15 protein-coding genes are annotated in these 18,822 nt (G+C 43.6%); 9 read left to right on the top strand and 6 right to left on the bottom strand.

Annotated features, from left to right (window positions below):
* Window positions 1-369 precede the first annotated feature (369 nt).
* Complete coding sequence (locus tag ACO1R6_RS20955) at window positions 370-3,756, top strand: ThuA domain-containing protein (protein WP_486267065.1); 3,387 nt, start codon at window positions 370-372, stop codon at window positions 3,754-3,756.
* 685 nt (window positions 3,757-4,441) lie between these two features.
* On the opposite strand, the gene ACO1R6_RS20950 is transcribed toward ACO1R6_RS20955, so the two are convergent.
* The 3 genes from ACO1R6_RS20950 to ACO1R6_RS20940 form a co-directional block, all read right to left on the bottom strand.
* Window positions 4,442-5,488 (bottom strand): sugar phosphate isomerase/epimerase family protein, encoded by a 1,047-nt coding sequence (locus ACO1R6_RS20950; protein WP_486267064.1) that lies wholly within the window; start codon window positions 5,486-5,488, stop codon window positions 4,442-4,444.
* Between the two features lie 220 nt (window positions 5,489-5,708).
* A complete protein-coding gene (locus ACO1R6_RS20945) occupies window positions 5,709-6,854 on the bottom strand; it encodes a Gfo/Idh/MocA family protein (protein WP_486267063.1) in 1,146 nt (381 codons plus the stop codon).
* 131 nt (window positions 6,855-6,985) lie between these two features.
* Entirely contained in the window at window positions 6,986-8,125 is a 1,140-nt protein-coding gene (locus tag ACO1R6_RS20940; RefSeq protein WP_486267081.1) for a Gfo/Idh/MocA family protein, read from the bottom strand.
* Window positions 8,126-8,521: 396 nt separating this feature from the next.
* Between ACO1R6_RS20940 and ACO1R6_RS20935 the strand changes: the two genes are divergently transcribed.
* The 3 genes from ACO1R6_RS20935 to ACO1R6_RS20925 all read left to right on the top strand — a co-directional run bounded on the left by ACO1R6_RS20935 (window position 8,522) and on the right by ACO1R6_RS20925 (window position 11,229).
* Entirely contained in the window at window positions 8,522-9,475 is a 954-nt protein-coding gene (locus ACO1R6_RS20935; protein ID WP_486267062.1) for a hydroxypyruvate isomerase family protein, read from the top strand.
* Window positions 9,476-9,757: 282 nt separating this feature from the next.
* The gene (locus ACO1R6_RS20930) at window positions 9,758-10,129 is read left to right on the top strand and encodes a transmembrane 220 family protein (RefSeq protein ID WP_486267061.1); all 372 of its coding nucleotides are present in this window, start codon (window positions 9,758-9,760) and stop codon (window positions 10,127-10,129) included.
* 272 nt (window positions 10,130-10,401) lie between these two features.
* On the top strand, window positions 10,402-11,229 hold the full coding sequence (locus ACO1R6_RS20925) for a transporter (protein WP_486267060.1): 828 nt from the start codon (window positions 10,402-10,404) through the stop codon (window positions 11,227-11,229).
* A 40-nt stretch (window positions 11,230-11,269) separates the two neighbouring features.
* On the opposite strand, the gene ACO1R6_RS20920 is transcribed toward ACO1R6_RS20925, so the two are convergent.
* Window positions 11,270-11,716, bottom strand: a complete 447-nt coding sequence (locus ACO1R6_RS20920) for a GNAT family N-acetyltransferase (protein WP_486267059.1) — start codon at window positions 11,714-11,716, stop codon at window positions 11,270-11,272.
* A 123-nt stretch (window positions 11,717-11,839) separates the two neighbouring features.
* Here ACO1R6_RS20920 and ACO1R6_RS20915 point away from each other — a divergent pair, with 123 nt between their 5' ends.
* Both ACO1R6_RS20915 and ACO1R6_RS20910 read left to right on the top strand, forming a co-directional pair.
* Window positions 11,840-12,331 carry a YajQ family cyclic di-GMP-binding protein gene (locus tag ACO1R6_RS20915; RefSeq protein WP_486267058.1) on the top strand — a complete coding sequence of 164 codons (492 nt, stop codon included), beginning with the start codon at window positions 11,840-11,842 and terminating at the stop codon, window positions 12,329-12,331.
* 314 nt (window positions 12,332-12,645) lie between these two features.
* On the top strand, window positions 12,646-13,449 hold the full coding sequence (locus ACO1R6_RS20910) for a TerC family protein (RefSeq protein ID WP_486267057.1): 804 nt from the start codon (window positions 12,646-12,648) through the stop codon (window positions 13,447-13,449).
* Between the two features lie 100 nt (window positions 13,450-13,549).
* Here ACO1R6_RS20910 and ACO1R6_RS20905 read toward each other — a convergent pair whose 3' ends face one another.
* Window positions 13,550-14,446, bottom strand: coding sequence for a phosphatase PAP2 family protein (locus tag ACO1R6_RS20905; RefSeq protein ID WP_486267056.1), 897 nt, complete (start codon window positions 14,444-14,446; stop codon window positions 13,550-13,552).
* A gap of 558 nt (window positions 14,447-15,004) precedes the next feature.
* Window positions 15,005-15,367 (bottom strand): hypothetical protein, encoded by a 363-nt coding sequence (locus ACO1R6_RS20900; protein ID WP_486267055.1) that lies wholly within the window; start codon window positions 15,365-15,367, stop codon window positions 15,005-15,007.
* Window positions 15,368-15,658: 291 nt separating this feature from the next.
* Here ACO1R6_RS20900 and ACO1R6_RS20895 point away from each other — a divergent pair, with 291 nt between their 5' ends.
* The 3 genes from ACO1R6_RS20895 to ACO1R6_RS20885 all read left to right on the top strand — a co-directional run.
* Window positions 15,659-16,360, top strand: a complete 702-nt coding sequence (locus ACO1R6_RS20895; protein WP_486267054.1) for an SGNH/GDSL hydrolase family protein — start codon at window positions 15,659-15,661, stop codon at window positions 16,358-16,360.
* 220 nt (window positions 16,361-16,580) lie between these two features.
* On the top strand, window positions 16,581-17,471 hold the full coding sequence (locus tag ACO1R6_RS20890) for a hydroxypyruvate isomerase family protein (RefSeq protein ID WP_486267053.1): 891 nt from the start codon (window positions 16,581-16,583) through the stop codon (window positions 17,469-17,471).
* Window positions 17,472-17,842: 371 nt separating this feature from the next.
* Window positions 17,843-18,822 (top strand): ROK family transcriptional regulator (locus tag ACO1R6_RS20885; protein ID WP_486267052.1); only part of this gene is annotated, 980 nt, incomplete at its 3' end.

Here is an 18,822-nt window from a genome sequence, read left to right as displayed (position 1 = left end):
TAAATAAAATCTAATGAACGCAATATTTAGCGAACCTTATTTTAGGATTTTATTTATTTTTTAATTTTTATAAAGATTAAGAATATTCTCTTAAAACTTTTAAACGATTGTTTTAAATTGTTGTGCTATTTGTAATAAATAATATGCTATATATTCTGGCAGTGCGGTTGTTTATACTAAAGCCATATGCAAGGATATTTAAAATATTGGCAATAAACCAGAACTAATTTGCTTTATTCCTGAACTACAACTTATATCTTTATGTAATTATTTCATAATCCCAAACTTTAGCAATATTTTTGATATTATAAATGTTTTAATTACACCCTACTATATTAATTAGCAAGCATAATGAAAATAAATAACCGAATGAGGTTTCTCTTAGGGAGTGTTTTAGCCTTATTTATTTTTGCCCTTTTTTCTTTTAATAAATTTTTAGCCAAGCCCAAAATACTAATTTTTAGTAAAACCAGCGGCTTTCATCACACTTCTATTGCCAAAGCAAACCTAGCCTTAATAAAATTAGCTGCCGACAACGGCCTGGAAGCCGATACCACTACCAACGCGGCAATGTTTGCCGATGCTACTTTAAAAAATTACGCGGCCGTAGTTTTCCTGAGCACCACCGGCGACGTGCTAAATAATTACCAGGAGGCCGCTTTTGAACGCTATATTCAGGCGGGAGGCGGTTTTATGGGCATCCACGCCGCCGCCGATACCGAGTACGACTGGGGTTGGTACGGCCGTTTAGTAGGTGCTTATTTTCTGAGCCACCCCAAACAGCAAGACGCCGTAATACAGGTAACTAACCGCAAGCATGGTTCTACCAAACATTTACCTAAAAAATGGAAACGTTTTGATGAATGGTATAACTACAAGAAAATAAATCCGGACATAAAGGTTTTAATGAACCTGGACGAGAGTACGTATGAAGGCGGTAAAAACGGCAAAACCCACCCCATTGCCTGGTACCACGAGTACGATGGTGGTCGCGCCTTTTATACGGGCCTGGGCCACACCGACGAATCTTTTACCGAGCCGGAATATTTAAAACATGTGCTGGGCGGTATACAATACGCCATTGGTAAAAATGCGCCTTTAGATTATGCCAAAGCCAAAACCCAGAATGTACCCGAAGACGATCGGTTTGTAAAAACCTTACTGAACCAGGGCGCTTTTTCCGAGCCTACCGAAATGGCCATTTTGCCTAACCTGGACATATTAGTAGTGCAACGCCGCGGCGAAATTATGTTTTACAACCAGAAAACCGGCGAAGTAAAACAAGTAGGTGAATTAAATGCATTCTTTAAAAGTACAACCATGCAAGGTCCTGGTAACGCCGAAGAAGGTATTATGGGATTAGCCGCCGACCCGGATTTTGCTACGAACCATTATATTTATATTTATTATAGCCCCGCCGAAAAAGAGGTAAACCGCTTATCCCGGTTTACTTTCCAGAACAACACCTTCGACCCTAAATCCGAAAGAGTAGTACTGGAGTTGTATTCGCAGCGGCATATTTGTTGCCATACCGGTGGTTCTATTGCCTTTGGCCCCGATAAATTATTGTACCTCTCCACCGGCGATAACTCAACCCCGTTTGATAAACCTAAAACCAAATATGTAAACTCTGGTTTTGCGCCGCTAAACGATTTGCCTGAGCACCAACAGTATGATGCGCGCCGGTCGTCGGGGAATACCAACGATTTACGCGGTAAAATTTTGCGTATCCGGGTAAAACCCGATGGTACCTACGAAATTCCGGCCGGTAATTTATTCCCGGTAGGCACTGCCAAAACCCGCCCTGAAATTTATACCATGGGCCACCGCAACCCGTACCGCATCTCTGTAGACCAGAAAACAGGTGTACTGTATTGGGGCGAAGTAGGACCAGATGCCCGGGTCGACAGCATGGCTACCCGCGGACCTAAAGGTTACGATGAAGTAAACCGGGCTGCTAAAGCCGGTAATTTTGGCTGGCCTTTGTTTATTGGTGATAATTATGCTTACCGTCCTTATAATTATGCTACCGGCAAATCCGGTGAGCCTTTCGACCCGGCCAAACCCCAGAATACATCCCAATTTAATACCGGTTTAACTCAATTGCCACCTACGCAACCGGCGTTTATCTGGTATCCTTACGACGAATCAAAAGATTTTCCGCAGGTAGGTATTGGTGGCCGTAACGCCATGGCCGGTCCGGTTTATTACGCCGATAGGTACCCGAAAGAAACCCGCTACCCCGATTATTTTAACGGCAAGCTGTTTATTTACGAGTGGATCCGGGACTGGATTAAAGTAGTAACCATGAATGAAAAAGGCGAATACGATAAAATGGAGCCTTTTATGCAAAACGGCAAATTAGCCGCTGCTATTGATATGGAAGTTGGGCCCGATGGCCGTCTGTACGTTTTAGAATACGGTAAAGGCTGGTTTACTAAAAACCCGGATGCGGGTTTGTCCCGGATTGATTATTTGGCCGGTAACCGTCCGCCTAAAGTATCTAACTTAAAAGTAGATAAACTGAACGGCAATTTGCCCTTTAATTTAACCGCCAGTGTAACCGCTACTGATCCGGAAAAAGATAACCTGACTTATGTTTGGCGTATTGGCGATATTAAACAAGAAACCAAAGAGCCGCGCCTGCAATACGCCATTACCAAACCCGGTGACTATAAAGTAAATGTACAGGTACTCGACGACAAAAAAGCTTTTAGCACCAGCAATACCGTAGAAGTATATGCCGGTAATGCCCAGCCCGAAGTTAACATTACTTTGCAAGGCAACCGTTCGTTTTACTTCCAGGGCAAACCGGTAAATTACCAGGTTAAGGTAAATGATCCGGGTGCCAAAGTAGATATGAAAAACCTGTACGTGTCTTCGGATTTTATTCAGGGTCGTGATATGGCCTCGGCCTCACAAGGCCACCAAATAATTTCGGAAGCTATTCTGGGTAAAAATATTATGCTTAGCTCAGATTGTAAAGCCTGCCACAGCATCACCGAAAAATCGGTTGGCCCGGCTTATACCGATGTAGCCAAAAAGTACCAGAAAGACACCAAAGCGCAGGAATATTTAACGTCTAAAATTATAAAAGGCGGTAGCGGTGTTTGGGGCGATCACGTAATGCCGGCGCACTTAACCATGAGCGAAGGCGATGCCCGCCTGATTGTAACGTATATTTTATCGTTGGCCAATGCCGGCACCTCTAAACCTAGCTTACCAGCCAGCGGCAAAGTTGTACCGGCCTTAAACGAGCAGAAAAAACAGGAAAATGTTTTCCGGCTTATAGCTACTTACACCGATAATGGCGGACCGGGTATTAGCCCCTTAGCGGGTTCTGGTGTGGTGTACCTGCGTAATAATGTTATGAGTGTAAACCAATTTCAGGAAGTAAATGGTTTAGCTAAGAAAGATTCGGCTGGTGCCAGTTATTTGGTAATGCCTGCCGCACAAGGTTGGTTGAAAGCTACTCAGTTAGACCTAAATGGCCTTAGCCGCATAGAAGTAACTGGTCTGAGTGCCAGCCGGGCCGGCGCTTACCAGGTAGAAGTACGCGGCGGTAAACCCAACGGACCGGTAATTGGCCAAGCAGTTATGAATTTTGCGGGTAACCGGCAAGTAGCAACTGCCAGTGTACCACTCCAGAAAAACGGTGAAAGTGGCCAGGACTTACAAGATATTTATATTGTTGTCCGGCAGCAACAATCAGGTGGCCGCGCCATGCTTAAAACGGTGAGCTTTATGCCGGAGTAAATTTTTAAATAAAGAACTTGTTTTGTGTTTTTCTAATGGACTAACCGTTGCCCTGGGTGTTGTTATCACCGCCCATCAATCCTGCAGCTTCTGCCGGACTACTTGCCAGTTAAAGGCGCAGCAAGGCAAACGCTAATGCCATTCCCGAAATACTAAACAGCTTCAAATATTAAAACCGCTTCTGTACTTTTATGTGCGGAAGCGGTTTCTTTTTTATAGGAGTTAGTAAATAATTTAGGTTTTATTTGGGCAGGAAAATATTTGCGTCTCTACTGTAAATTTGGCGGTGTAAATAGAATAATTGAGAAGGAAAGCTTGAAGTATGCTCTAATTCTATTTTAATTAATGCTTTCGAGTAAATATTAGAACCTTGTTGTTATTGTGAAGGCTGAAGCTGTTTCAAGATAGAACCATTAGAATACGGGTGTTCTTATTATCGCTGACGGTCCGTCTATAATAGCTTTCTGCTGGGCTCTGGTTGTTAGCCCGAAATCTTTAGGAAGGATTAAATGCCGGAATATTGATATAAGCAGTCTTAGATGTTATAGTAGGCTTTACCTGACCCCGCTCCAGGACTTCTTGAGCCGCGTGTTTAATTGCCGGAAAGAGCAGGAACTGAATTATTTTAAACAAAAAAGCGCCGGTTAAATATTTAACCGGCGCTTTTTTGTTTAAAATAATTCTTCTAGTCTAACCCCAATACTTTGCGGTTATAGGCTTCGTCGGAACCAGTACTGGCAAAATCGTCGAAAGCGCGCTCGGTGCGCCGGATCATGTGCTGCTGAATAAAAGGAGCGCCTTCGCGGGCACCATCTTCCGGATGCTTTAAAGCGCATTCCCACTCCAGCACGGCCCAGCCTTCGTAATTATATTGCGCCAGTTTACTAAATACGCCTTTAAAATCAACCTGTCCGTCGCCTAAAGAACGGAAACGGCCGGGCCGGTTTACCCAGTCTTGGTAACCGCCGTACACGCCGGAACGGCCATTTGGATTAAATTCAGCATCTTTTACGTGGAACATCTTGATGTATTCGTGGTAAATATCAATGTACGCGAGGTAATCTAATTGCTGCAATACAAAGTGGCTGGGATCGTAAAGCAGGTTTGCCCGCTTGTGGTTACCAGTTGCTTCCAGGAAACGCTCAAAAGAAATACCATCGTGCAGGTCTTCGCCGGGATGAATTTCGTAGCAAAGGTCTACGCCATTTTCGTCGAATACATTTAAAATAGGTAACCAGCGGTTAGCCAGTTCTTTAAAGCCGGTTTCTACCAGGCCGGCCGGGCGCTGCGGCCACGGGTAAACAGTGTGCCACAACAACGCGCCCGAAAAAGTAGCGTGGGCATTAATACCCAGGTTGCGGCTGGCTTTGGCGGCATACTTAAGTTGTTGTACGGCCCACTCGGTACGGGCGGCAGGGTTGTTGTGGTACTGTTCGGGTGCAAAACCATCAAACAAACTATCGTAGGCGGGGTGCACCGCTACCAACTGCCCTTGTAAGTGCGTAGATAGTTCAGTAATTTCCAGGCCCTGCGCCTGCGCTACGCCTTTTAATTCGTCGGCGTAGGTTTGGCTTTCGGCTAATTTTTGTAAATCTACCAACTGGGTAGCCCAAGTGGGTAGCTGTACTCCTTTGTAACCTAAACCGGCCGCCCATTTACACATATTCTCGAAAGAATTAAAGGGGGCCTCATTGCCCACAAACTGGGCTAAAAATATTGCGGGTCCTTTCATATTTCAATTTTTAAGTCCGCAGCCATTGGCCACAGAGCATTGTTATGAATAAAATTTATTAAAAGCCTTAGTTAGTGTTATAGCCCCCATAAAGCAATAATTGCTTTAAGCAAACTAACAAAATTAATGCTGTTATTCCGGCAGAAACATGTTGGCTAACTGCTAAATAGGTTCCGCCGGAATATCAGCGTTGGGCTTCATCCAATTGTAACTTACTTTGTTAAACCGCTACCCAGGCCTGTTTCCGGTTCGATTCCAGGATGCGCTCACAAATAAGCAGTTCGCGGTAACCATCAGCAAAGGTCGGGAAAGTTGGGTTTTCGGGTTGTTTACCGGCTTCAATAGCAGCGTACACTTCTTTAAATAATTGCTTAGAAGTATCGGGGAAGCCTTCGTTGTGGCCGCCGGGGAATGTAATAATGGAGCGTACTTCCGGGTGTACCAACGAGGGGTCGCGCTGCAATACCTGGTTAGCACCGTCGCGGTTGCCAATCCACATTTCGTTAGGAGCTTCCGAATTCCAGGCAAAAGTAGTTTTAGAGCCCGCTATTTCCAGTTTCATCTGGTTTTTACGACCCGCCGATACCTGCGAAACTGTAATAACACCGCTGTTACCATTGTCGAAACGCAATAATACGTTGGCGTGGTCTTCGGTGGTAATTTCTACATCGGCGTAGTCTTCGGGTGTCAGCATTTTGCCGGAATACGTTTCTACAGGCTTCAGCGGTTTTTTTCGGGTTTTATGAATGGTGTTAAAATCAGCCATAACCGAAGTGGTTTTCAGGCCGGTAATATATTCCAATACATCCATTAAATGCGAACCAATATCGGCAATAGCGCGTGAGTCGCCAGATTTATCGGGTTCTAAACGCCAGTTGTAATCGGTGTTGTAAAAAAGCCAATCTTGCAAATAAGAGCCAATAAAAGAATAAATATCGCCCAGCTCACCTTTTTCGCGCATGGTTTTCATTTGCCTCACCAGCGGATAATAGCGCAAGTTAAAGTGCACGGCGTTTACCAAGCCGGTTTGGGCCGCAATGCTCACCAGTTCTTCGGCTTCTTCTAAATTTTTAGCCAGTGGTTTTTCGCATATCACGTGTTTGCCGGCTTCTAAGGCAGCTTTCGATTGCGAGTAATGCAAAAAGTTAGGTGTACAAATATGTATACTCGTAATATCCGATTGCTTTAACAGGTTTTCAAAGGTGTAATACCGCTCAATGCCCAGGCTTTCGGCTTTTTGTTTAGCCAGTTCTTCGGTTACTTCGCACAAAGCCGCTACTTCTACGTTGGGGAGCCGCCGCAGGGCCTCTATATGGGCCGGACCAATAAAGCCCGTGCCTACTACACCTACTTTAATTTTCTTCATAGTGGATTTTAATGAATTAATATTTTTTGAGTTGATATTTAATTAAATAATTAGTTCTGTGTCCGGTTAATTTTTATAAACAGGCAACTGTTTAAGCCTTTGGGTTAATATTTCTAAAATTAGCCGGCGGTTTAAATTACAAACTTTGTCCATTTCTGGTCGGAGTTGGCCGAGGCCAGGCAAGTATCGATAAAAGCCAAACCCCGGATGCCTTCTTCAATGCCCGGAAAATCATTGTAAATCGGGTTGATTTCCTGGCCGGTCATACGGGCCCTGAGCGTATAGGCAAAATTGCGATACAGGTTGGCAAAAGCTTCCAGAAAGGCTTCGGGGTGGCCGGCGGGTATGCGGGTGTGGGCTTTGGCCGCTTCAGATAAATTGCCTACGCCCGTCCGGATGCGGCGGGCACCTTCTTCGTTGGTTTTGTAAATAAGGGTGTTGGGTTCCATTTGCCACCACTGCAAACCGCCAAATTCGCCGTAAATCCGAATATTAAAATCGTTTTCTTCGCCGTTGGCAATCTGGCTGGCGTGCAACACGCCTTTAGCGCCGTTATTAAAGCGTAATAACACGTTGCCGTCGTCTTCTAGTTTGCGGCCTTCTACAAAAGTGGTTAAATCAGCGCAAAGTTCGGTTATTTTCAGGCCAGTAATGTATTCGGCCAGGTTCTCGGCGTGGGTACCAATATCGCCCATGCAACCGGCAGCCCCCGAACGGGCCGGGTCGGTGCGCCAATCGGCTTGTTTATTGCCGGTAGCTTCTAATAATTGCGCCAGCCAGCCTTGCGGATACTCAACAATTACTTTCCGGACCTGCCCTAATTTACCGCTACGAATAATTTCGCGGGCTTCTTTTACCATGGGGTAGCCGGTGTAGTTGTGGGTAAGGCAAAACAACATACCAGTACGTTCTATTACTGCTTTTAGCTCCAGGGCTTCGGGCAAATTAAGCGTTACCGGTTTATCGCACACCACATGGAAGCCGTTTTCGAGCGCCATTTTGGCGGGCGAAAAATGCAGGTGGTTAGGCGTAACAATCGAAATAAAATCCATGCGCTCGCCTTCGGGCAATTCTTTTTCGCGTTGGATCATTTCTTCGAAGCTGCCGTAAACCCGGTTGGCAGGTAAATACAAATCGGCACCCGAGGCCTGCGAACGCTCGGGATCGCTGCTAAAGGCGCCACAAACCAATTCTATTTCGCCGTCGAGGGTAGCTGCCATCCGGTGAACAGCGCCAATGAAGGCGCCCCGGCCGCCGCCAACCATGCCCATTCTTAATTTTCTATTCATAAGCAATTGTAAACTTTTGATTAAATATTTTGCAGGGTTAACCTTTTGTCCAGAACGATAAAATCTGGAGTTAGCGTTTAAAGCTACTATTAAATAAATAAATTAGAAATATTGTATTCCATTTTTTAACCACAGGTGGTAGCGGGTAAATGCCAACCCAAGCAGCTTGAATTTTATTAATCTGGAGCCAGAACAAGGCTATTTAGATTGTTTTAATAAAATAAGTAATTATTAAAAAGATATATAGCAGATAGGAGAAGATGTTGCAGAATTATTAAATATTGCCAATCCTGAACGAATATGCTTACCCGATATAAATAAATATTTATTTTTAGCCAGCTTTAACCTTCGCCATTGCAAAAAATTAAACTCAAGTATATGAAACGTCGTGATTTTGTTACTAAAACCCTGGCAGCCGGTTCGGCCGCTTTAGCCATGGGTACATCGGCTATGGGGGCAACCGCCGGCTTGCCATTTGTAAAAGGCCCGGTATTAGCGCCCGCCGCACCTAAACGCAAGTTTAAACTTAACTACGCGCCCCACTTTGGTATGTTTAAGAACCTGGCCGGCGACGACCCGATTAAGCAATTACAATTTATGGCCGACCAAGGTTTTACGGCCCTGGAAGACAACGGTATGATGGGCCGCCCGGTAGAAATGCAGGAAAAGATTGGCAAAGAACTGGCCCGGCTGGGCATGACCATGGGTGTGTTTGTGGTAGATAAAGGGGGCAATGGCGCCAATACGCTGGCGGCTAATAAACCCGAACACGTAGAAATATTCCTGAATGGTTGTAAGCGGGCCGTAGAAGTAGCCAAGCGGGTAAATGCCAAATGGGTTACGGTGGTACCCGGCAATTTTGAACGTAATTTACCAATTGGGGTACAAACCGGCAACGTAATTGAAGCCTTGCGCCGCGGTGCTGAAATATTGGAGCCGCACGGCATTACCATGGTACTGGAGCCACTCAGCGATTCGCCCGACCTTTTCCTGCGTACCTCCGACCAAACTTATATGATTTGCAAAGGCGTTAACAGCCCGTCGTGTAAAATATTGTTTGATATTTACCACATGCAAAAAAACGAAGGCCGCATAATTTACAACATGAACCAAACCTGGAGCGAAATTGCCTACATCCAGATTGGCGACGAACCAGGCCGCAAGGAGCCGGGCACCGGCGAAATTAATTACAAGAACGTATTTAAATATATTCACGACAAAGGCTACAAAGGCGTAATGGGCATGGAGCACGGCAACGCTACTCCCGATAAAAAAGGCGACCAAGCCGTAATAGATGCCTACGTACAAGCCGATAGTTTTACCATATCGTAAAAAAACAGGCTTTATTTTAGTTTTACCCGGTTAAAGCCGGTTTCTATAAAACCTGTTTAAGCTTATGTGCCGGCAAGTACAAAAGAACTGAATTGCCGGTAAAAGTAATACCAGGATTATGGATGTGCGGGTGCAGTAATGGGCATTATATAAAATAAATTATTACCTGTACGCTGGCAATAATTAAGTATCCGGGAAAATAGCTTTTAATTAAAAATTTAATTAGTTTTATACTATATTGTAAATTATTAATTTAAATAAGTACCTCTTAAAAGTTTACTTATGGCTTTCCGTGTATTTGCCATTTTAATGGCGATTGTATTTTTGGTATTTGCTTTTTTTCAATACAACGACCCCGACCCGTATATTTGGATTCCGCTTTACCTGTTTCCGGCGGTATTATCGGTGTTGGTGGCCTGGAAAAAAGATAACCGGCCGTTTCTGTTACTTTCGGTGTTATTAGCGGCGGCTTTATTTTACTTTGTTGGGGCCATATACCAATGGCCCGAGCATTGGGAAGGCGTAGCCCTTAAAAACGGGATGAAAACTGTTTTTATTGAAGAAGGCCGCGAATCGCTGGGCTTGGGCATTACTTTTATAACCCTGCTGGTTTACTGGTTAGTGCTTCATTTCCGCAATCCCAGCCGGTTATAGTTATTTTACCCGAATCAAATTAAAAGGCAGTATATAAAAGTACTGCCTTTTTTTATGGCCGTTTTAAAGTGAGATGGTCACACGGCTACAGATAGTCACTTAGATGGTATAAATTATAATAATAGCATTAGCGCATGATTAAATTCTGTTTTTGTAAGCGATAACTGTTCAGAAAGGGGTTCTGACAAAACAGTTTGCAGCGCCACCGATGAATTTTAAACATGCGCTATACCGGAGAGAAGATTAGCCGTATCAGAGAAAAAAACTGAGCAATGCTAAAAACACAAGCTTTCAAAATCATTGTTTTTTTACTCCTGATACTGCTTACGGGAGCTGGTAGCCTGGTGGCCCAGCAATCAGATCCAGAAAAGCTGCCCCCACTAAACTCTGACCGGCCAGACCGCAGCCAGGGACCAACTGTAGTGCCGCGGGGCACCTTGCAGATAGAAACTGGCTTTGAGTTCCAGAAAGATCACAGTCAGGCTTTAGACCGAAATGAATATTTATACCCGAATTTACTTTTACGCTGGGGTTTGTTTTCCAGGGCCGAACTGCGGGTAAATATAGATTACAAGCGCTCGCGGGAAAAAATATTGCCCGAAGTTTTAGGCCAGATAACCGAAGAAGACAAAGGTTTTAACGACATACGGGTGGGTACCAAAATACGGTTGTACGAGGGTAGAGGCCTTATTCCGCAGATTGGTTTTCTAGGGAGGTTAACTTTGCCCATTGGCGAAAAAGAATTTAGGCCGCCCCACATAGCACCGGGCGGTAGCCTGTTGTTTAGCCATGAACTCTCTAAAAAAGTAGAATTGCAATATAATGTGGGCTACGAAAAGCAAAAAGATCAGGAAAACTACCAGGGGCAAACGTATTATGCCCTCAATAGCAGTGTAGCCCTTACCAAGAAACTAAAAGGCTACGTAGAAGTTTTCGGGCAAAAACCGCATCATCATCACGCCGAAAATAATTTTGATACTGGTTTTTTGTACTTGTTAAGCCCCAACTTTCAGGTTGATGTAATGGGGGGCTTAGGGTTAAACGAATCGCCGTCCAGTTATTTTGCCAGTGGTGGTTTTACCTGGCGTTTGCCTCACTAACCGGCTCTAACTTATTGTCCGTTGCCAACCAGCATTAGTTTTAAGGTTTTACTGGTTCCAACGCTTTTTGCATTTTATAGTGCTGGATGCTATTAAAAAGCAAGTGGGTTTTCTCCAGTACCTGATAGCCGCAGGTCTGGTAAAAAGCAAGGGCATTGTCGCGGGCTTGTAAGGTAATAAGCGTAGCCCCGGCCTGGCGAGCTTTTTCTTCTAAATAAGTAAGTAATTGCCGGCCCAGGCCCTGGCCCTGGTAATCAGGATGAATGGCCATAAACCGGATTTGCGCTTCGGTGGGTGTGGCCAGGTGCAGGCGGCAAACGCCAATAGCTTCGCCGGAGTCGTTTAGCACCAGCGCGTGGGTAGCGGTATTATCGTCGGGGGCTTTTTCGCTCCCTTCGGGTTGGCCCCAGGGTGCCCGTAATACTTCCCAGCGCAAACGGTAATATTGGGTAAAATCGTGCGGCGTAAGCGGGGTAATAATTTTCATAGCGAGGTTTAACAAATAGATTATCTTTTCCAGATAAAATTCGTTTGATTTTTTAAAATATTACCTTTACGGCCATTAAAACGCAAAAATATTTAATCTACCTAAATTTTAAATTATAAAGCTATGGCTTCTTTTGATATTGTAAGTAAAGTAGACCCGCAAACGCTTGAAAACGCCATTAATACCGTTAAAAAAGAAATTCAGAATCGTTACGATTTCCGCGACACCAAGGGTGGCGTAGAATTAGATAAAAAGGCCAATATTATTCATGTGTCTTCCGAAAACTCGATGCGGGTGGGGCAAATAGAAGATATTATTATGAGTAAAATGGTAAAACAAGGCTTAGATGCCACTGCCCTGGATTTTAGTGCCGAAGAATATGCCTCGGGCCCGATGATGAAAAAGGACATAAAAGTAAAAGCCGGCATTGATAAAGAAGATTCTAAAAAAATAGTGAAGCTGATTAAAGACAGCAAATTAAAAGTGCAGGCCGCTATTATGGACGATCAGGTACGGGTTACCGGTAAAAAGATAGACGATTTGCAAGACGTTATTGGCATGTTGCGGAAAGCCGAACTGGATTTTCCGTTGCAGTTTGTAAACATGAAGTCATAAAAAATATTAAGTATCAGGACAAAATTAGAGTGCTATAATTTAGTTCTATCACTCCGTTTTTCTGGCAAGAATATTCTGGTTTACTTGTAGGTAACGCACCAGATGCTTCCGGCAGAACACGGGCAGATTGCTTCGTCTATATTGCCCACTTAACTTTATAGAATATATTTTACCAGAAAAGTGAATAGCTCTGGTAAAATATTCTCTTGCTTTTTGCTAGGGTTTCCTACAGATAGCAACAAAGCATTTATTTTTATTACCCTTAGCTGTTCGTAAATTTTTACAAATAACTTCTAAAGCATAATTGAAGAACCATGTTTGATATATTTGCCAGCCCAGACACCTGGATCAGCCTGCTTACGCTAACCTTTATGGAAGTGGTATTGGGCATTGATAATATAATTTTTATTTCTATTGTAGCGAGTAGGCTGTCCCCCGAAGAACAAGGCAAAGGCCGTACCATTGGCTTATTACTGGCCTTAGTTTTCCGGATATTGTTGCTTCTGGGTATTTCCTGGATTGTGGGCCTGAAAGAGCCGCTATTTGTATTGGATCTGCCCTGGGGAATTGAAGATTTTGGCGTAACCGGCCGGGATTTGATTTTATTAGCGGGCGGTTTATTCCTGATTGCCAAAAGTACTACCGAAATTCACCATAAACTGGAAGGCCAGGAAGATGAAATGGGCGTGGGGAAAGTAGCGCATTCAATGGGGAAAGTAGTAATTCAGATTATTCTGGTAGATATTGTTTTCTCTTTCGATTCTATCTTAACCGCCGTAGGTTTAGTAGACCACGTAATTATTATGATTATTGCCGTGGTTATTTCGATGGGTATAATGCTGGCTTTCTCTAAATATATTGCCGATTTTGTAAACAACCACCCCACCATTAAAATGCTGGCCCTCTCTTTCCTGATTATGATTGGGTTTATGCTGGTGTTGGAAGCACTGCATACGCACGTGCCCAAAGGTTATATTTATTTTGCTATGTTCTTTTCTTTGGTAGTAGAAATGCTGAATATGCGGCTACGGAAATCATCTGCACCCGTTAAACTCCGCGATTCTAATTTTAGCGGAGATATTAGCGAAGATGTAGATAGAATTACCCACAACCGCTAAAGAACTTGCTTCTTATTAAGCAAAAAACCTCCGCGCTATTAAGGGCGGAGGTTTTTTTGTTTTATTAAGGATTTCTTTGGTGCACGCGCTGCTCTTTATTTTAGCGTAGGGTACGTGGGTTCTCCAGGTTGTAGAATAGGCTTACCCCCGCATTTTTGTTCGTATAAGCAGGCATAATCATAAGCTTGCTTTGTAGCCCTTGCGGCATAACCCGACTAATTTTTTGTTGCAGCCACGGGTAAACCGCATACACTACCTGGGTAGAAAGAATACCTACACCGGCGCCCGCCAACACATCAGAAAGCCAATGCCGGTGGTTTAGCATACGCATAGCCCCAGTTGCCGAAGCCACAGCATAGCCACCTACACCGTACCAAATGCTATGGTCTTTGTATTCCAGGTACAAAATGGTGGCTTTTGCAAAAGCTGCGCTGGTATGGCCCGAAGGAAACCCATCGGCTGTAGAATGGTCGGGCCGTACCTCTGCTGATAATTTTTTGGTATTATCGGTTATGGTTTTGTTGAGTAAACCCGTGAGTCCGTACAAAATGGTTAGGTTTACCAAATCGTGTTTGCCTTTTACGCCGGTCAGGTTTAAGCCGTAAACAGCCGCAATGGGCAGGTGGCGTGTGTAATTATCGAGAGTGGTATGAAAACCGGAAAAATGTTCTTCTACCTCTTCGTTTACCTCGTGGTTATAATCCATTAAAGGCTTTTTACCTAAACCGGCTAATCCAAAAGCAATAAATGTAACCGGTACGCCCATTTTGGGCAATAAATTGCCAGATAAGTTAAAATCAGCGTAAGAAAACGGCTTAATTGGTATAGGGGTGTTTACTATAAAATTATTACCGGTACTGGTGCTTACCAGAGTGGGCAAATCAAGTTTTGCCGGATTAGAAACGCGGGGCGTTAACCTAACGGCCATGGGCAAAAGTAATACCGCCGGTGCGGCCAGGGCAGTATCCGGTAATTGAGCCAGGGCCAACTGGGGCATAAACAAAAATACCAGCAAGAGCTTACCTATAAGTAATTTATTTTGCCATAAAACTCTATAAAACAGGGAAAATCGCATAGACTAAAGACGTAATGAATGGTTAGTAATATTATAGTTGTTTCGTTTTTTAATACGCTGTATGTCCGCAGCCTTGGTGGTGCTTTTACCGCCAATCTATAAGCATAGGCCCAACTGCTTGCCGGTGAAAACACCACTAAGGGCAAACTTTTAGATGCATTAAAAAATGCTAAACAGGTTTATTTTTAATTAATATTTGCTGTTAAGCCAACCCTTTTCATTTAGTTGGAAATTGGTTGTCTTTTAAAAACGGGGCCTGCCCGATTATATTAAGTACCGCCAGTTTTCCCTTGAACGCTAAGCAAACAGACTTCTTTAATTAGTCCGCTCTAGTTGCAAATGCGTTATGTGGCTGGCTGGTAAATAATTGGTGCAGAAAAGGTTGGCAAAAAGAATAAAGGAGGGGAGTGGCCTTGCCCAATCGGAATACAAATTACGTTCGGTCTTTTTAGCCGCACGCCAGGAGCAATGCCGGAAATATTATAGTCGGAAAACTTGCAGCAACAGGTAACGGGTGGGAAGCTTACTTTTAATGCTGACTGCGTAGTGTACTAAAAAGTGTTTGTTCTGAACCGAGAATATGGGCAGATAAGCATATACCTGGGGGCAAACGCCCAACAGATCTGGTAAGTAATTTGCTTTTTCTGTTTCGTCGTTCTCCTGTTGTAAAAGCTGGTTCAGGTATTGTAAGAGTAGGCCTTTTTTTTCTGAAACTGAGGTTTTACCCGGAACGGCAACCGCTTGCCCGGCGGCAACTGAAGTAACGGTAGCAGCCAAGGCATACCCTCCCGAAAGCTGGAAGGATGTAAGAAAAACCAACAGTAGAGTTAATGCCTTTTTCACTATTTAAAGATAAGTACACAAATATAAAGTTATTCGGCATTTTGCAAAGCAAAACGCCTGGTTTTATTTACTTTATAAATTCGGGTAAATTGTTTAGTGGGAGTTAAGAGCTAAACTAATCTTGGAAAATAATAATTCCGGGGAGATAAATTAACTTCAACAAAAGCGTGCCGATAAATCCCTGTAATAAAAGACTAAAAAATAAGCCGGAATTTTTGGGTAGTTCTATAAAATTAGTGTATTTGGTGGGTTCATAAATTAACCGGTAGTTCTAAAAACAAAACCACCATCATGAAAAAATTTACCCTTTTTAAAGTTTTCTTCGGAGGCTTTATTTTATTAGCTTTTCTGGCTTTTACCAAACCGGCCGCCGATAAGCGGGTGGTATTTTTAGGCGACTCTATTACCCAGGCCGGGGCACAACCAGGCGGTTATATTAGTTTAATGCGCGAATCTTTGGCCGCTGCGGGGTTTAGCGAGGCCATAGAACTGGTAGGTGCCGGCATAAGCGGCAACAAAGTGCCCGATTTGCAAAAACGTTTAGAAACCGATGTACTGGCCAAAAATCCGGATTTGGTTTTTATTTACATCGGCATTAACGATGTGTGGCATTGGTCGCACCCTTGCTGTAAAGACAAACAAGGTGGTACTACCAAAGAAAACTACGAAGCCGGCCTCCGTGATATTATTAAACGGATACAAGCCAAAGGTGCCAAAATTGTGGTTTGTACGCCCTCGGTTATCGGAGAAAAAGCAGACGGTAGCAACGCACCAGATAAAATGCTGGACGAATACGCCGAAATCAGCCGCAAAGTAGCCCGCGAAAATGGTTTGGCCGTGTGCGACCTGCGGAAAGCTTTTATTTCTTACCTGAAAATTAAAAACAAAGAAAACGCCAGCAAAGGCGTACTTACCACCGACGAAGTACACCTGAATGGTGCCGGCAATGCTTTAGTAGCTTTGCAAATGATGCCTTATCTGGCAAATTTGTAAAAGCAGCAACCTCAGTAAAGTTTTGTTAAGCTGGTGATAAAAATGCCTATAAAGGGTAAATGAATGCTGGTAAGCCTACCGGAATCATTCCTGAATATTAGCTACCAATTGTTCAACAGAAGTTACAGGGCGTTGTGCTTTTTTTAGGTATAATTAAGTATATTGCTTATTATCAGATTGTTTCCAAAACCTTGTTCAGCAAAAACTAAATTCCACCACTATGTCTAATAATAATTCCCGTCGTATGGCGCTAAAAAAAATAGCCGGCTCTGCCGCTGCAGTTAGTGTAGGGGTAGCCTTAACCAACCGCCTCGAAGCCGCCGAAGCCGTGGTAGGTTCCCAAATGAAAGGCCGCATCAATCATTCTGTTTGCCGTTGGTGTTACGATAAAATTCCGCTCGAAGACTTATGTAAAGCTGCCAAAAATATTGGTTTACAATCAATAGAGCTGGTAGGCCCTGACGAGTGGCCGGTATTAAAAAAATATGGCTTAACCTCGGCTTTGCCCAATGGTGCGGGTTTGGGCATAGAAAAAGGGTTTAACGATAAGCAGTACCACGATACTTTGGTAAAAAGTTACGAAGAAGTAATTCCGAAAGTGGCCGCCGCCGGCTTTAACCAAATTATTTGTTTCTCGGGTAACCGGCGGGGTATGTCGGATGAGCAAGGAATGGAAACAGCCGCCATTGGTCTGAAGCGCCTGATGCCCATTGCCGAGAAGTACAAAGTAACCTTGGTGATGGAGTTACTCAACAGCAAGGTAAACCACAAAGATTATATGTGCGATCGGACCCATTGGGGAGCTGCCCTGGCCGAAAAAATTGGCTCAGACCGGTTTAAATTGCTTTACGATATTTACCACATGCAAATAATGGAAGGCGATGTAATTGCCACCATCAAAAAATACCAGCAATATATTTCGCATTACCACACCGGCGGCGTGCCCGGCCGGAACGAGATAGACGAAAGCCAGGAATTATATTATCCGGCTATTATGAAAGCCATTGCCGATACTGGTTTTAAAGGCTTTGTCGCGCAGGAATTTATTCCCAAACGCCCCGACAAGCTAGCCTCGTTAAAACAAGGTGTGCAAATCTGCGATATTGCTTAAAATATAAACGCTAATGTGTTACTCTAAGCCCCAGTTGTAAAAACAACCGGGGCTTTTTGTTGTAAGATGCTTATACTAAGTTAAAAGGCAAATACCCGGCACCATTAAGAATCTTTACGCAACACCTTGTTTGCAGTAATCAATAGGTACGGTTTAACTCTGCGCCAGCACCCCATTAATTCTAAGGTTAATCTTAAAATATAGGTGATTGACTGCTAAAAGAAGATAATTTTTTTAAGCTAATCTTGTTTTTAGGGTCAAAAATCAAAAAGTATTCTTTTATTTAAGACTTTATTAAAAAAATAGCAGAAGTATTTTTTGATTGCACAAAAATTAATTTAGATTTAGAGCAATAAAGCAAAAGTTAATTAATGATTAGCGGAGAACACGATGTAGCTTCTTTAAATAATGTTGAGCGGAAAAAACGTATTCAGAAGCTCAAAATTATTAAGCATCTTTATATTAAAGGGGCTAAATCTATCGCTGATATTTGTGAGCGTTTCAAAATTAGTGCGCCTACTGCTAACAGTTTAATTAATGAGTTAATCCTTGAGAGGTATGTAGAAAAGCAAGGCCGGGGCCATACCATAGGTGGCCGCAAACCAGATTTGTACGGTTTGCAGCATAATTCGCTTTTTGTACTGGGTATTGAAATGGACTTGTATAAAACCAAAATGGCCATTTATAATAACAACAACCAAAACCTGGCGGGCACCCAAACTTTTCATATCCCGATAAGCAGAAAGCTCGATACGCTTAAAGATATTTACCGGTACGCCTCTGAGCTGATTACCGATGCAGGCATTAACCCCAAAAGATTACTGGGTATTGGTATAAGCATGCCGGGCCTGGTAGGCGCCAAAGAAGGCAAAAATTACACCTATCTCTGTACCCCGGATAATGCACCTACATTGCGCGACCTGCTCGAAGCAAAATTTAAAAAGCCGGTTTTTATTCAAAACGATATAAAAGCCACCAGCCTGGCCGAGTACCGGTTTGGGTTGGCCAGGGCCCGGCGCGACGTGCTCGTTATTTCTATGGACTGGGGCATTAGCATCGGGATGATCATGGACGGGAAACTCAGAGGAGGGACTTCCGACTTTTCGGGCGAGTTTGGCCACATACCTTTAATAGAAGATGGACTTTTGTGTTACTGTGGCAAACAAGGTTGTTTAGAAACCGTGGCTTCGGGCGTTGCGCTGGTACGGATGGCACAAGAAGGCATTCAGTCGGGTCAGACATCCAGCTTAAATAATCTATCGGAGCAGGAATTGGCGGCTTTAGAGCCCCAGGTTATTATTAAAGCGGCCAACGCCGGCGACCAGTTTGCCATTCATATTTTATCGGAAGT

It is taken from the genome of Adhaeribacter sp. (assembly GCF_057359045.1).
Note: the sequence above shows the minus strand (reverse complement) of the source record. Positions and strands in the feature narration are given on the sequence as shown.

Coding starts and splice junctions, on each gene's coding strand:
- ACO1R6_RS20955 (WP_486267065.1), top strand. CDS start 370: ATGAGGTTTCTCTTAGGGAGTGTTTTAGCCTTATTTATTTTTGCCCTT.
- ACO1R6_RS20950 (WP_486267064.1), bottom strand. CDS start 5,488: ATGAAAGGACCCGCAATATTTTTAGCCCAGTTTGTGGGCAATGAGGCC.
- ACO1R6_RS20945 (WP_486267063.1), bottom strand. CDS start 6,854: ATGAAGAAAATTAAAGTAGGTGTAGTAGGCACGGGCTTTATTGGTCCG.
- ACO1R6_RS20940 (WP_486267081.1), bottom strand. CDS start 8,125: ATGGGCATGGTTGGCGGCGGCCGGGGCGCCTTCATTGGCGCTGTTCAC.
- ACO1R6_RS20935 (WP_486267062.1), top strand. CDS start 8,522: ATGAAACGTCGTGATTTTGTTACTAAAACCCTGGCAGCCGGTTCGGCC.
- ACO1R6_RS20930 (WP_486267061.1), top strand. CDS start 9,758: ATGGCTTTCCGTGTATTTGCCATTTTAATGGCGATTGTATTTTTGGTA.
- ACO1R6_RS20925 (WP_486267060.1), top strand. CDS start 10,402: ATGCTAAAAACACAAGCTTTCAAAATCATTGTTTTTTTACTCCTGATA.
- ACO1R6_RS20920 (WP_486267059.1), bottom strand. CDS start 11,716: ATGAAAATTATTACCCCGCTTACGCCGCACGATTTTACCCAATATTAC.
- ACO1R6_RS20915 (WP_486267058.1), top strand. CDS start 11,840: ATGGCTTCTTTTGATATTGTAAGTAAAGTAGACCCGCAAACGCTTGAA.
- ACO1R6_RS20910 (WP_486267057.1), top strand. CDS start 12,646: ATGTTTGATATATTTGCCAGCCCAGACACCTGGATCAGCCTGCTTACG.
- ACO1R6_RS20905 (WP_486267056.1), bottom strand. CDS start 14,446: ATGCCCCAGTTGGCCCTGGCTCAATTACCGGATACTGCCCTGGCCGCA.
- ACO1R6_RS20895 (WP_486267054.1), top strand. CDS start 15,659: ATGAAAAAATTTACCCTTTTTAAAGTTTTCTTCGGAGGCTTTATTTTA.
- ACO1R6_RS20890 (WP_486267053.1), top strand. CDS start 16,581: ATGTCTAATAATAATTCCCGTCGTATGGCGCTAAAAAAAATAGCCGGC.